Genomic DNA, 12,425 nt, shown 5'->3' on the forward strand with positions numbered 1-12,425 from the left:
GATGATCGAGGCCTTTCTGCGCGAAGCGGCCCGCATCTGCGGCGGCGCCCATGTCGTCGCCGGCGCGGCCATCGAGCCGCGCTATCTGGAGCCGGCCCGCTATGCGCCGGGCCGGGCCGCTGCCCTGCTGCGCCCGGCCAGCACGGCCGAGCTGGCGCAGCTGCTGCCGCTGGCCGGCCGCCATGGCCTGCGCCTGGTGCCGCAGGGCGCCCACACCGGCCTGGTGCGCGCGGCCACGCCGGAGGATGCCGCACGCGACGTGCTGCTGGCCACCGAGCGCCTGCGCGAGGTCTTCGAGCTGGACCCGCTGGACCGCACGCTGCGCGTCTCGGCCGGCTACCGGCTCGCCGAGATCAACGAGCGCCTGGCCCCGCATGGCCTGATGCTGCCGATCGACCTCAGCGCCGACCCCAGCGTGGGCGGCATGCTGGCGCACAACACCGGCGGCACGCGCATGCTGCGTTACGGCGATGTGCGCGCCAACACCCTGGCGCTGACCGTGGTGCTGGCCGAGGGTCAGGTCTTGCGCCTGGGGCGCGGCCTGCAGAAGGACAACGCGGCGCTGCCGCTGCAGCAGCTCTTTATCGGCTCATCGGGCAGCCTGGGGGTGATCGCCGAGGCGACCTTCAAACTCGCGCGCTGCCCGCGCCAGCAGGCCGTGGCCCTGGTGGCGCCCAGCAGTGTGGCCGCGGTGATGCCGCTCTACCAGCGCCTGATGGACGAGCTGGGCAGCCTGGTGAGCGCCTGCGAGGGCATCTCGCGCCCGGCCTTCGAGGCGGCGCTGGCCTGCGGCGGCGGTGAGCGCGCACGCTGGTTCGGCGGCGAGCTGCCCGAGTACGCGCTGCTGATCGAACTCTCCTCCGAGCTGCCCGCTGAGCAGCTGGATCTGCAGGCCCTGCTGCAGCGCTGGCTGGAGGCCGAGTTCGGTGAGCGCGTGGCCGATGCGGTGCTGGGCGCCGACGCCGCCTGCTGGGCGCTGCGCCATCACATCAGCGAGGGCCTGCGCGCGCGTGGCAAGGTCGTGGGCTTCGATGTCGCGCTGCCACGCCGCCATTTCATGGCCTTCCGTGCGGCCGGCCGCGCCTGGCTGGCCGAGGAGTTCGCGCCCGCTGAGCTGGCCGACTTCGGCCATCTCGGCGATGGCGGCATGCACTTCAATCTGGTCTGGCCCAAGGGGGCGCCGCCGCTGGACGAGGCGCGCCTGCGCGCCGGCGTCTATGCCCTGGTGCGGCGCTTCGAGGGCAGCTTCAGCGCCGAGCATGGCATCGGCCCGCAGTTGCAGGCCAGCTACCGCCAGCTCAGCGAGGCCGCGCTGCTGGACTGGTCGGGCCGGCTGCAGCGCCTGTTCGATCCGGCGGCCCGCCTGGGTCTGACGGACTGGGGCCCCGCCCCTCAGTGAGCGGCGGCCAGCGCGGCCAGCCTTTGCAGGCCCGCCAGGGCCAGCGCGGGCGGCTGGGTGAAGGTCAGGCGCAGATGGTGCTGGTAGCCGGGCCCCGCCGTCATTGCCGTGCCGGGGGTCAGCCTGACCCGGGCCGCGGCGGCGGCCTCCACCCAGGCCTCGGCATTGCGCCCGCGTGCCGGCAGCTGCGCCCACAGGAACAGGCCGCCCTCGGGCAGGCGCGCGTGCCAGTCGGGCAGCAGCCGCTGCAGCTCCGCCAGCAGCTGCCGGGCCTGTGACTGCAGCTGGCGGCGGCGTGGCGCCAGCAGGCCGTCGTAGCGGTCCAGCAGCTCGCAGGCGAGGGCGCTGCCGAGCATGCTGCAGCTGATGTCGGCGTTGGCCTTGGCGCGGCGCAGGGTCTCGATGATGGGCGTGGGCGCGCGCAGCCAGCCGATGCGCAGGCCCGCCCACAAGGTCTTGGAAAGACTGCCGATGTGCACGATGGGCGCGCCGCGCGGTGCCGACAAGGGCCTGGCATCCGCCTCGAAATGCAGCTCGGCGAGCGAGTCGTCCACCAACAGCAGGCTGCTGCCCTGCGCGGCCGTGCGCGCCAGCCGTTCGCAGGCGCTGCGCGGCCAGCTCATGCCGCTGGGGTTGTGCACCGTCGGGCACACATAGGCGAGCTTGTGGCGCCGCGTGGCGAGCGCGGCGCAGAAGGCCGCCGCATGGCCGGCGCGCGGCAACACCGGCAGTTCGTCCAGCGTCGCGCCGCAGCTGCGGAAGGCATCGATGGCGCCGAAGTAGTTGGGCGACTCCAGCAGCACCCGGTCGCCGGGCGTCAGGTATTGCTGGGCGAGCAGGCTGATGGCCTGCTGCGCACCGGCGCACACCAGCAGCTGCTCGGGCGTGGTGGGCAGGCCCTGGCGCGTGTAGCGCGCCGCGATGCGCTCGCGCAGCGCCAGCATGCCCTCGGGCTGGTAGGCATGCTCGCGCAGCACCAGGCTGGCGGCCGCGGCACTGGGTTGCAGCCAGGCCAGCTCGGGCACGGCGGTGGCCAGGGCGAAGTCGATCCAGGGCTCGGTGGCCTGCGCCGGCGCATAACGCAGCGCCGGGTTGCCCAGGCGCACATGGCGTTTGCCCGCCGCCACATGGCCGGGTGGCCCGGCCGCGACCGTGGTGCCCTGACCCTGGCGCGCGCTCACCCAGCCGCCCTCGGCCAGGCGCGCATAGGCGGCCACCACGGTGCCGCGGCTCAGGCCCAGTAGCTCGGCCAGGCGCCGCTCGGGCGGCAGGCGATCGCCGGGCAGCAACTCGCCGCGCAGTATCAGGCCCTGCAGGGCGGTGGCCAGGGCCGCGTAGCGCGGCGAGCGCGTCAGCGCCTCTTGCAGGGCAGGGTGCAGGGCGGATGGATGGTGCCAGTCCATGGCGGATGAATTGGATTGCTCGAGTCGGTCCAATTGACTCTAGCATGGGGCATCGAGACAGGAGCTTTTTCATCATGCATGAGCTGTTGCAACGTGATCTGCTGGATCTGCCCGCGCTGCTGGCGGCGGCGCGCGCGACCGCGCTGACCAGCCTGACGGGGTTGGACGAGCGGCCGGCGGCGGTGCGCCCGCAGGCGCCCGAAGCGGCCCTGCTGCGCAGCGCCGAGCCCGGTGCCGCGGCGGCGCTGCGCCTGTTCGAGCAGCGCTGGCTGCCGCGCCTGGCCGGCAGTGCCGGGCCGCGCTACCTGGGCTTCGTGACCGGTGGCGCCACGCCGGCCAGCCTGGTGGGCGATTGGCTGACCGCCGCGCTGGACCAGAACCCCACGGCCGGCTGGGACTCCGAGGCGCCCGAGCTCGAGCGCCAGACGGTGCGCGAGCTGGCCGGCTGGTTCGGCCTCGGCGCCGCGCATCAGGGGGCCTTCGTGTCCGGCGCCACCATGTCCAACTTCGTCGGCCTGGCGCTGGCGCGCGAATGGCTGGGCGAGCAGCGCGGCGTGCGCGTCAGCGAGGTCGGCGTGAGCGCGCTGGGGCCAGTGACGGTGCTCTCCGGCGCGGCGCATTCCAGCATCCACAAGGCGCTGTCCATGCTGGGCCTGGGGCGCCAGGCGCTGCAGCCGGTGGCCACACTGGCGGGGCGCGATGCCGTCGACCCGCGGGCGCTGGAGCTGGCGCTGCAGGCCCAGCAGGGCCGGCCGGTGATCGTGGTGGCGAATGCCGGCACCGTCAACAGCGGTGACTTCGACGAGCTGCGCGCCATCGCCGCGCTGCGCGAACGCTACCCCTTCTGGCTGCATGTGGACGCGGCCTTCGGCGCCTTTGCCGCGCTGGACGCGCGGGTGGCGGATCGGGTGGCGGGCCTGGACGCGGCCGATTCGGTCTGCGTGGACTGCCACAAGTGGCTGAACGTGCCCTATGACAGCGCCCTGCAGTTCACGCGCCACCGCGCCTTGCAGCTGCGCGTGTTCCAGAACGCGGCCGCCTATCTGGGCGAGCCCGACGAGAAGGCCGGGGGCGCGGACTTCGTGCACCTCACGCCCGAGAACTCGCGCCGCTGGCGCGCCTTGCCGGCCTGGTTCGCCGTGCAGGCCTATGGCCGCGCCGGCCATGCCGAGATCGTGGCGCGCAATATCGATGGCGCGCGCCGGCTGGGCGAGCTGATCGCGCAGCAGCCCGGCCTGGAACTGCTGGCGCCGGTGCGGCTCAACATCGTCTGCTTCGCGCTGCGCGGCTGCACCGATGCGGCCAGCGTGCAGGCCCGGCTGGAACGCCTGCGCGACAGCGGCGAGGCCTTCCTCACGCCGACCCTGTTCCAGGGCCGCTGGGCGGTGCGCGCGGCCTTCAGCAACTGGCGCACCCGCATGGACGACGTGACGCGAATATTCGAGGCCCTGAAAGGAATTTCTTGAAATCCTCAAATCCCATGCTATAGTCCGGCCTCTTCGCTGAACAAGCAGCAGCAAGAACGGCGAAGAAAAGCAAGCCCAGGTGGCGGAATTGGTAGACGCACTAGTTTCAGGTACTAGCGGGTAACTCCGTGGAGGTTCGAGTCCTCTCCTGGGCACCAAACAAGAAAGGCCAGCACGCAAGTGCTGGCCTTTTGCGTTTTTGGGTTCTCGTTCAGCGCGCGTCGAGGCCGTATTTGCGCCAGACCTCGGCCAGCGCGCCGCTGGCCGCCATGCGGCCGAGCAGGGCGTCGATCTCCTCGGCGCTGGGGCGGCTGCCCTTTCTGACCAGGGCGGTGTGCGCATAGGCCTGGTCCAGCCGCTCCGAGACCAGCAGGCGCTCCCTCAGGGCTGGCCGGGCCTGCAGATAGTGCTGCAGATAGGAGCGGGTGATGATGGCGACCTCGCCGCGCTCCAGCTGCAGCATGCGCAGGCTGGCTTCGTTGTCGTCGCTGAAGGTGATGCGGTAGCGCTTCCTGAGTTCGGCGGCATCCGCGTTGAAATTGGCAAAGCCGTAGTGATAGCCGGTCACGGCGATCAGGCTGCGCTGGCTCAGGTCATCGAAGAAGTGCTGGTCGCGCCCGGGCTTGTTCAGCGCCACATAGACCTCGCCATCGCCCTGCAGATAGACCTTGCTGGCCTCCACCTGCTGGCGGTCCCAGCCCCACTCGATGTTCTCGAACAGGATTACGCTGAAGGCGCCACGCGCGAGGTCGGCATAGCGGCGCTTGGATGAGGTGGGAATGAAGCGGAAGCGATAGTCCTGCTGGAAGCGGTTCATCGCGCCGATCAGCTCATGCGTGACGCCGGCGGACTTGTCGACGAAGGGCGGGAAGACATAGCCGCCCACCCACACCGTCTGGGGCTCGTCCGGCGGCTCGGCCAGCGCCGCTGGCGCGACGAGCAGCAGGCCGGCCAGCAGGGCGAGCCGGCGGGCGAAGGTGATGACGGTGCAAGCCATGGTCCGCCTCGCCCTAGCCGATGCTGTTTTCCAGCAGGCGCTCCAGCGCCGGTGCGGCCATTGGGCGCGCAAACCAGTAGCCCTGGCCCAGGTCGCAGCCCGCCTCCAGCAGCAGATCGCGCTGCGCGGCCGTCTCCACGCCCTCGGCCACCACCCGCATGCCCAACTCATGGGCCATGGTGATGATGGCCTTGCACAGCGCCAGATCCTTGGAGCCCGGCTGCAGATTGCTGACGAAGCTGCGGTCGATCTTGAGCTCGTCGAGCTCGTAGCGCTGCAGATAGGAAAGCGATGAATAGCCGGTGCCGAAATCGTCCAGCGCGATGCTGATGCCGGCGCGGCGCAGATGCGCCAGCTGCTCGCCCGCTGGGCTGTGGCGCTCCAGCAGCAGGCCCTCGGTGATCTCGACGGCGAGCGCCGAACCGGGCAGGCCCAGCGCCTCGAGCTGCGCGACCCACAGCGAGTGCACGCCGGTCTCGGCGCGGAACTGCAGCGGCGACTTGTTGATGCTGAGCTGGAACTGCGGCGCCAGCGTGCGCCGCCAGGCCTGCACCTGCGCCGCGCTTTCGCGGAACACCCATTCGCCGATCTCGACGATCTGGCCGCTGTTCTCGGCCAGCGCAATGAACTCGCCCGGCGTGATCAGGCCCAGCTGCGGATGCTGCCAGCGCAGCAGGGCCTCGGCCTTGAGGATGCGGCCGCTGGCCAGTTCGACAATGGGCTGGTAGACCAGCCTGAACTCGCCGCGCTCGACCGCACCGCGCAGATCGTTGGTGAGGCGCACGCGCATGCGGGCCTGCGCCTGCAACTCGGGCGTGAAGTAGTGATAACGGTTGCGGCCGCTGTCCTTGGCCACGTAGAGCGCCTGGTCGGCATGCTTGAAGAGCGCCTCGATCTCGCGGCCATGCTCGGGGAACAGCGCGATGCCCACGCTGGCCGAGACGAACGCCCGCTCGCCGTCCAGCAGGTAGACGGCGGCCATGCCCGCGATCAGCGCCTCGACCACCGCATTCACCTCGGCCCGCCCGCCCACATCGGGCATCAGCACCGTGAACTCGTCGCCGCCCATGCGCGCCACCGTGTCCTGTGGCCGCAGCACGGCGCGGATGCGCTGGGCCGCCTGCAGCAGCAGCGCGTCGCCCTTGCCATGGCCCAGCGTGTCGTTGACCTCCTTGAAATGGTCCAGGTCGACGAACAGCACCGCCAGCTGCTGGCCCGCCCCGCCGCAAAGCTCGAGCTGGCGCTCCAGGCGCTCGCGCAGCATGCGGCGATTCGGCAGGCCGGTGAGGCTGTCCAGATGCGCCTGCTGCCAGATCAGCGCCTCGCTTTCCTTGCGGTGCGTGATGTCGGTATGCGTGCCCACCATGCGCAGCGGCCGGCCTTCCTCGTCGCGGGCGATCACCATGCCGCGCGTCAGGATCCATTTCCAGCTGCCGTCCTTGCAGCGCACCCGGTGCTCGTTCACATAGCTGGGCGTCAGGCCTTCGAAATGGGCCTGCCGGTCCAACTCCATCTGGGCGATGTCGTCGGGGTGGGTGCGCGTGTCGAAGGCCTCCGGGCTCTCCTCGATCTCGGCCTGGGTATAGCCATAGATGGCCAGGTAGCCGGGCGAGAAGGTCTCGCGCCCCTCCTGCACCCACCAGTCCCAGACGCCATCGCCGGTGGCTTCGAGCGCCAGCTTCCAGATCTCGTCGGCCTCGCGCAGCGCGGCCTCGGCCTTGCGCTGGTCGCTGTGCTGGGGATCTGGCAGGGGGGCGGAACTCATCCCGTGGGGTCGATTCAAGGCGTTGGAAGATTGCGGGCTACTTTAGCCAGCTTGCGCGGCTTGCGCGCAAACTCGGGCGCCGGCCGCGCGGCTCTGTGGCAAAAGTACACGGCTTGGGCCGGCATGCGCGCATGGGCCTGTGGCACAGTGCGGCCTCGACTCCCAGAAATGGCACGAGGACAGTGCATTGAGCGCCAAAGCAGGTTCAGCCCCCACCATCATCGACGTGGCCGCCCAGGCCGGTGTGTCGATCAAGACCGTGTCGCGCGTGCTCAACCAGGAGCCCGGTGTGCACGAGCAGACGCGCGCCCAGGTGCTCAAGGTGGTGGCCGAGCTGAAGTACCGGCCCAAGCTGTCGGCGCGCAGCCTCGCCGGTGCGCGCAGCTTTCTGATTGGCCTGCTCTATTACGACCCCAGCGCGGCCTTTGTGGCCGGGGTGCAGAAGGGCGCCACGCTGCGCTGCCGCGAATCGGGCTACCACCTGGTGGTGGAGTCGCTGCACAACGACGCGCCCGACATCGACAGCCAGGTCGAGCGCATGGTGGCGGCCCTGCGCCCCGACGGCATGATCCTGACCCCGCCGCTGTGCGACAACGCGCGTGTGCTCAAGGCCCTGCTGGATTCCAACACGCCCTGCGTGCTGATGTCGCCGCGCGAGGTCTCGGCGGCGCAGCCCAGCGTGCGCATCGACGATGTGCGTGCGGCCGAGGAGGTCACCAACCTGCTCATCAGCCTGGGCCATCAGCGCATCGCCTTCATCAAGGGCCCGGACGACCAGGCCGCCTCGGGCATGCGCTACCAGGGCTTCGAGCGCGCCATGCTCTCGCATGGGCTGGCGGTGGACGCCGAGCTGGTGTGGGGCGGTGACTTCACCTTCCCCTCGGGCGTGGAGGCCGCGCACCAGCTGCTGAGCCGGCGCGTGCGCCCCACCGCGGTATTCGCCGGCAACGACGACATGGCGCTGGGCGTGCTGGCCGCGGCACAGCGCCTGGGCCTGGCGGTGCCGGCCGATCTCTCCATCGCCGGCTTCGACGATTCGCCCGCCGCCAGCCTGGTGTGGCCGCCGCTCACCACGGTGCGCCAGCCGATGGAGGAGATGGCGCGCGCGGCGGTGGAGATGCTGATCGCGCCGCCGCGCGAGCCGGCCGAGGGCGCGCCGCCGCCGTCCGTCAACCGGGTGCTGCCGCACGAGCTGCTGGTGCGCAATTCCACCAGTGCCCTGCATGGCAAGGGCAAGCGCAAGACCTGACCCTAGCCCCTGGCAATCAGCTGCTCCAGCAGCGCGCGATGATCCGGCAGGTCGCGCAGCGCATGCTCGCTGAGCTGCTGGATCATGCGGAACTCCTGCTGGGCCTCGGCGAATTGCGGGTAGGCGGCGCGGCTGGCGCTCAGGTCGCAGTCGTATTCCATGCCGTGCAGCACGTACTGCCAGCTGGAGGGCGGGTACATCTCCAGGTCGGTGATGAAGTCCATACGATGGGGCGGGCGGCAGCGCCACTGGGCCAGGCGCTCCTGCAGGCTGGCGGGGATGGATTCGGGGCGCTGGTTGTCGCGCCAGAAGGCGCTGTCCTGCCGCTGCGTCAGGCAGTAATGCAGCTTGACGAAATCGACGATGCGCTCGTAGCGTGCCTTCATGTGGGCGTTGAACTGGCGCGCCGCCGGCTCGGTGTTGCCGTCGCGCGGGAAGGCAAAGCCCAGCAGGTAGGCGGCAGTCTCGATCAGGCCGATGCCGGATGACTCCAGCGGCTCGAGAAAACCGCCCGAGAGCCCGATGGCGACGCAGTTCTTCACCCATTGCGTCTCGCGATAGCCGACGCGCAGCTTCAGCAGGCGCGGGCTGAGGGCCTCGCTGGCGGGGCCGATGTAGCGGCGCAGCACCGCTTCGGCCGCGGCCTCGTCGCTGTGCTTGCTGGAGTAGACATAGCCGATGCCGCGGCGCTGCTGCAGGCCGATGTCCCAGGTCCAGCCGGCCTCGTGCGCGGTGGAGATGGTGTAGGAGGGGATCGGCTGGTCGGCGCGCGCATAAGGCACTTGCATGGCGATGGCGCGGTCCACGAACAGGCTGCTGTTGAGGTCCTTGAAGGGCGAGCCCAGCGCCTCGCCGATGAGGGCGGCGCGAAAGCCGGTGCAGTCCACATAGAGGTCCGCCGTGAGCCGGCCCTGCTCGCGCGTGTGCACGGCGGCGATCGCCCCCGCGGCGTCCAGTTCCACGCGCTCGACGGTGGCCAGCAGATGGCCCACGCCGAGTGCCTCGCGCGCGTGCGTGGCCAGCAGGGCGGCGAGCTTGCCGGCGTCGAAGTGGTAGGCGTAGTTGAGCGGGCCGAGGAAGTCGCCGTCGCTGGCGCGCTTGGGCGCGCGTGCGGCATCGGCCACGCGCTTCTGCATGGTGGCGGCTTCCGCGAAGGCGCTGCCCTCGGCGGCCGCGCCCAGCAGCCAGTAGGGCAGCAACTCGGGCCGGTGCGGGCGCTGGCTGGGCTGGCTGAAGGGATGGAAGTAGTGGCTGTGGCCGGCCGTGCGAGGCGCGTCGGGTGGCCTGACCCAGTGGTCGAAGCGGATGCCCTGCTTGAAGCTGGCATGGCACTCGCGCAGAAAGCGCGCCTCGCCGATGCCGACGGCCGCCAGCGTGCCGCGTATCGAGGGAAAGCTGCCCTCGCCGACGCCGATGATGCCGATATCGCTGGACTCCACCAGGGTGATGCGCATGGCCGGGCCGAGGGTCTTGGCGAGGAAGGCGGCCGTGAGCCAACCGGCCGTGCCACCGCCGACGATGAGGATGTGCTGGATCGCTTGCATGCCGGCAATGTAGGACGGGCGGGCCGCCAAATCCACGTCACCTAGGGAAAACGACAGCGTTGTCATTTTCTAATTGACAACGTTGTCAGTCGCTGACTACGATGACATCGGATCATGCAAAAAGAGGGCCTCGATGCCCACCCACCACAGGAGACAACATGACTAGCCCCGCCCTGCCGGCCCGGAAATTCCTGGGCACCCCCGTCCAACTCGCGGTCATCAGCCTGATCGCCAGTGCCTCTTGCTCCAGCTGGGCCCAGACGGCCGAGCCCGCTGCCAAGACCGAGCCCGACAAGCTGCCGATCGTGACCATCACGGCCACCAAGAAGCTGACCTCGCTGCAGCAGACCCCGGTGGCCGTCACCGCCGTCACCGCCACGGCGCTGGAAGACACGCGCGCCAACACCTTGCTGGACGTGTTCAATCTGGTGCCCAGCCTGCAGGGCACGGGGCAGGGCGACCATGGCATCGTCAGCATCACGTTGCGCGGCATCGGCAACGACAGCGCCAAGACCGAGTACGCCGATCCTGAGGTAGCGCTGTTCGTCGACGGCGTGTTCTCGCCGCGGCCCGAGGGCGCCTCCACGCTGATGTTCGACCTCGACGGCCTGGAAGTGCTGCGCGGCCCGCAGGGCACGCTGTGGGGGCGCAACTCCACCGTGGGCACCATCAATCTGAAGACCGCCAAACCGGTGCTGCGCGACCAGTCGGGCTATGTCGAGGGCGGCATCGGCAGCTTCTCGCGGCTGGGCACGCGCGGTGCGCTGAACGTGCCGGTGAGCGACACCCTGGCGATGCGCTTCGCCTTCGTGCACGAGCAGCATGACGGTTACGTCGACTACCAGCGCGCCCCGCATCCCAGCCTGGCCAGCCAGCAGGCCGCCTATGCCGCCGCCAACAACGGCAGCCTCACCGGCTTCCAGGCCCTCAACCCGAATCTGTTCGTGCAGGGCGGCCCCAAGTACAACGCGCAGAACCAGACCGCCGCGCGCGTCAGCCTGCTGTGGAAACCCTCGGCCCAGCTGCGCTGGGATGTCTCGCTGGAGAAGTTCCAGGACCGTGGCACGCCCTCGATGAGCCTGATGCAGACGCCGCGCGCGGGCGAGAAGTTCTGGTCGGCGCTGATCGACACCGCGCCCTCGCTGAAGCGCGACTCCACCGCGCTGCGCAGCCGGCTGGAGTACGACCTGGGCGGCATGAGCCTGGCCTATGTGGCCGGCATCGGCCGCTTCAGCGGCTCGGGCACCTACGACCAGGACCTGGGCGTGCAGGCCCCCACCAGCTTCAGCACCGGCGCCAGCCACCAGGAGGACAACACCGTCTGGTCCAAGTACAACAACCACAGCCACGAGCTGACGCTGGCGTCGAACGGCAAGCAGGAGCTGGACTGGATCCTGGGCCTGTACTACGCCGCCGAGGACAACGGCATCCGCTTCGACATCCCGATCATGAACGGCACCCAGCAGGGCAGCGTGGGCTGGCAGGGTTCCTTCATCCAGCCCAAGGAGACGGTGGACACGCAGGCGGTGTTCGGCCAGGCCACCTTCAATGTGGGCGACAAGCTGCACCTCACCGGCGGCGTGCGCTACACCCATGACGACCGCAAGAACATCGGCGGCCGCGGCTGGTTCTGGGGCTATGACGCCAGCGTGCCGCAGGTGCCGCTGGATCCGGGCCTGGACCCCAGCAAGCCGGGCTCGGGCTACAACGCCGGCAATATCAACGACGCCCATTACACCGGCAGCAAGGCCACCTACCTGGCGCGCGCCAGCTACGAGCTGAGCAAGGACATGATGGTCTATGCCAGCGTCTCCACCGGCTACAAATCGGGCGGCTCGGGCGACGGCGGCCTGCACTACGGGCCCGAGACGCTCACCAATGTCGAGGCCGGCCTGAAGAGCACGCTGCTGGATGGGCGCGCCACCTTCAACCTCAGCGCTTATCACATGAACTTCAAGGACTTCCAGTTCAGCGCGCCGGTGATCGTGAACGGCAACCGCCAGTTCGCCTACAGCAATGCCGAGGGTGCCAAGGTTTCGGGCCTGGAAGCCGAGCTGGCCGCGCGCGTGGGTGCCGAGGGCAAGCTGGGCCTCACCGTCTCCTACACCAAGACCCGCCTGGGCGAGCTGGTGGCGGCCTCCAACGACTACCAGCTGCCGCCCTGCTTCGATCCGCAGCTGGGCGGCAACTGCCTGAAGGTGACCGGCAACGAGCTGCCGCATGCGCCCAAGATCTCGGTGCAGCTGCAGTACGAATACCAGTTCCACCTGGGCGGCGGCGACAGCCTGACCCCGCGCATCGGCGCGCATTACCAGTCGTCCAACTGGCTCTCGGTCTTCAATCTGGGCGATGGCGACCGGCAGAAGGCCTACACCACGCTGGACCTGGGCCTGCGCTACGCGGCCAAGAAGAACTGGTATGTGGACGCCTTCGTGCGCAATGCCACCGACCAGAAGGTCAAGACCAGTGCGGGCAGCAGCGGCTCCTTCGCCAACCCGATCTGGACGGCGCAGTACCAGGCGCCGCGCAGCTACCAGATCAACGCCGGCTACAGCTTCTGACCCTGACCCTCCCGCCGGGGGGGGGGGGGGGGGGGGGGGGG

At 69.9% G+C, this 12,425-nt stretch carries 8 protein-coding genes and 1 tRNA gene; 5 read left to right on the top strand and 4 right to left on the bottom strand.

Features of this window, described 5'->3' with window-relative positions; all coding sequences use genetic code 11:
• Window position 1: 1 nt before the first annotated feature.
• Complete coding sequence (locus tag AC3WQY_RS15595; protein ID WP_492709545.1) at window positions 2–1,399, top strand: FAD-binding oxidoreductase; 1,398 nt, start codon at window positions 2–4, stop codon at window positions 1,397–1,399.
• Here AC3WQY_RS15595 and AC3WQY_RS15600 read toward each other — a convergent pair.
• Window positions 1,393–2,802, bottom strand: a complete 1,410-nt coding sequence (locus AC3WQY_RS15600; protein WP_492709546.1) for an aminotransferase-like domain-containing protein — start codon at window positions 2,800–2,802, stop codon at window positions 1,393–1,395. The genes AC3WQY_RS15595 and AC3WQY_RS15600 overlap by 7 nt on opposite strands.
• A gap of 74 nt (window positions 2,803–2,876) precedes the next feature.
• On the opposite strand from AC3WQY_RS15600, the gene AC3WQY_RS15605 reads away from it, so the two are divergent.
• Window positions 2,877–4,268 (top strand): pyridoxal phosphate-dependent decarboxylase family protein, encoded by a 1,392-nt coding sequence (locus tag AC3WQY_RS15605; protein ID WP_285233980.1) that lies wholly within the window; start codon window positions 2,877–2,879, stop codon window positions 4,266–4,268.
• A 73-nt stretch (window positions 4,269–4,341) separates the two neighbouring features.
• Window positions 4,342–4,426 (top strand) — tRNA-Leu (locus AC3WQY_RS15610).
• Window positions 4,427–4,479: 53 nt separating this feature from the next.
• Here AC3WQY_RS15610 and AC3WQY_RS15615 read toward each other — a convergent pair.
• Both AC3WQY_RS15615 and AC3WQY_RS15620 read right to left on the bottom strand, forming a co-directional pair.
• Window positions 4,480–5,265 carry a substrate-binding periplasmic protein gene (locus AC3WQY_RS15615; protein WP_492709547.1) on the bottom strand — a complete coding sequence of 262 codons (786 nt, stop codon included), beginning with the start codon at window positions 5,263–5,265 and terminating at the stop codon, window positions 4,480–4,482.
• 13 nt (window positions 5,266–5,278) lie between these two features.
• A complete protein-coding gene (locus tag AC3WQY_RS15620; RefSeq protein WP_492709548.1) occupies window positions 5,279–7,030 on the bottom strand; it encodes a putative bifunctional diguanylate cyclase/phosphodiesterase in 1,752 nt (583 codons plus the stop codon).
• Window positions 7,031–7,217: 187 nt separating this feature from the next.
• Here AC3WQY_RS15620 and AC3WQY_RS15625 point away from each other — a divergent pair, with 187 nt between their 5' ends.
• Window positions 7,218–8,279 carry a LacI family DNA-binding transcriptional regulator gene (locus AC3WQY_RS15625; protein ID WP_285233977.1) on the top strand — a complete coding sequence of 354 codons (1,062 nt, stop codon included), beginning with the start codon at window positions 7,218–7,220 and terminating at the stop codon, window positions 8,277–8,279.
• A 2-nt stretch (window positions 8,280–8,281) separates the two neighbouring features.
• On the opposite strand, the gene AC3WQY_RS15630 is transcribed toward AC3WQY_RS15625, so the two are convergent.
• A complete protein-coding gene (locus tag AC3WQY_RS15630) occupies window positions 8,282–9,823 on the bottom strand; it encodes a tryptophan halogenase family protein (RefSeq protein WP_492709549.1) in 1,542 nt (513 codons plus the stop codon).
• Window positions 9,824–9,981: 158 nt separating this feature from the next.
• Here AC3WQY_RS15630 and AC3WQY_RS15635 point away from each other — a divergent pair, with 158 nt between their 5' ends.
• Window positions 9,982–12,384 (top strand): TonB-dependent receptor, encoded by a 2,403-nt coding sequence (locus AC3WQY_RS15635; RefSeq protein ID WP_492709550.1) that lies wholly within the window; start codon window positions 9,982–9,984, stop codon window positions 12,382–12,384.
• Window positions 12,385–12,425 lie beyond the last annotated feature (41 nt).

Source organism: Roseateles sp. FW301-B2, assembly GCF_058788955.1.

Excerpts from the sequence above, each read along its gene's own strand:
- AC3WQY_RS15615 (WP_492709547.1), bottom strand. The coding sequence starts at position 5,265 with ATGGCTTGCACCGTCATCACCTTCGCCCGCCGGCTCGCCCTGCTGGCC.
- AC3WQY_RS15600 (WP_492709546.1), bottom strand. The coding sequence starts at position 2,802 with ATGGACTGGCACCATCCATCCGCCCTGCACCCTGCCCTGCAAGAGGCG.
- AC3WQY_RS15605 (WP_285233980.1), top strand. The coding sequence starts at position 2,877 with ATGCATGAGCTGTTGCAACGTGATCTGCTGGATCTGCCCGCGCTGCTG.
- AC3WQY_RS15595 (WP_492709545.1), top strand. The coding sequence starts at position 2 with ATGATCGAGGCCTTTCTGCGCGAAGCGGCCCGCATCTGCGGCGGCGCC.
- AC3WQY_RS15635 (WP_492709550.1), top strand. The coding sequence starts at position 9,982 with ATGACTAGCCCCGCCCTGCCGGCCCGGAAATTCCTGGGCACCCCCGTC.
- AC3WQY_RS15620 (WP_492709548.1), bottom strand. The coding sequence starts at position 7,030 with ATGAGTTCCGCCCCCCTGCCAGATCCCCAGCACAGCGACCAGCGCAAG.
- AC3WQY_RS15630 (WP_492709549.1), bottom strand. The coding sequence starts at position 9,823 with ATGCAAGCGATCCAGCACATCCTCATCGTCGGCGGTGGCACGGCCGGT.